Below are 745 nucleotides of genomic sequence, written 5' to 3' on the forward strand. Positions count from 1 at the left end.
TGGATACCGTGTCTCCTTTCCCGGGGAATGGCTATGGCACAGCGAAGGTGTAGCACTATTGGGATCAGTTATTTAGAGATGAATAATACGTTTAGCGGAAAGATTGAAGATTTTTTCCATAGCTTGATACTGTTTGACAAGGGCTTTCGCGACCATATTTTGATTGGCAGCGTAGTGTTATTACTGTTGCGAGGTTTTTTACCTTGGACGTTGTTTGTCGAAAAATATGGTAAACAAGCAGGAGCTGAAATCAACAACGAAAGCAATTCTGAAAATAAAAATTTTCACAAAATTTGGACCGAACACTGGGAGAAGCCAATTACATTACTGCTGATATTTAGTGTGCTGATCTCCGGTTTTTCTTGGATTATCTCCCACCCCCATGCTTTATCGTTAGGTTTGAGTATTTTTTCCGTCGTAACTTTGGGGGCTTTGCTAGCAGATCGCATGCTCGGTTTTACACGTCGCAATGAGCGCTACCAGTTATTCTCTAATCGAGCTGAAGGTCTGATTGTCGAAAGTCGCTCTTGGGGAAAAATATGCGACGAATCTGGCAACATGATCAACTTTAATGAAAAACATCTGCTTGAGTGTGCAGCATTTTTTGAAGAATTAAGATTGGATAAACATAATGCGGCCGTGCGAGATTCATTCTATTTATTACGTCTTCATATACAGGACCTTAAGCGTTGAGTCCCTTTAAAACTCCTTCCAAGGTCCTGTTCTGTATCGATTTTCTCTGCTT

The 745-nt window shown here is 40.8% G+C and carries 1 protein-coding gene; it reads left to right on the forward strand.

All coding sequences use genetic code 11. From position 1 onward, the window contains the following. Window positions 1–693, forward strand: a 693-nt coding sequence (locus OKC27_RS22785; protein ID WP_270806757.1) for a hypothetical protein, incomplete at its 5' end; no start/stop codon positions are given. Window positions 694–745: the final 52 nt, after the last annotated feature.

It is taken from the genome of Aeromonas sp. QDB62 (genome assembly GCF_027705695.1).
Classification (GTDB): Bacteria; Pseudomonadota; Gammaproteobacteria; order Enterobacterales; family Aeromonadaceae; genus Aeromonas; species Aeromonas allosaccharophila.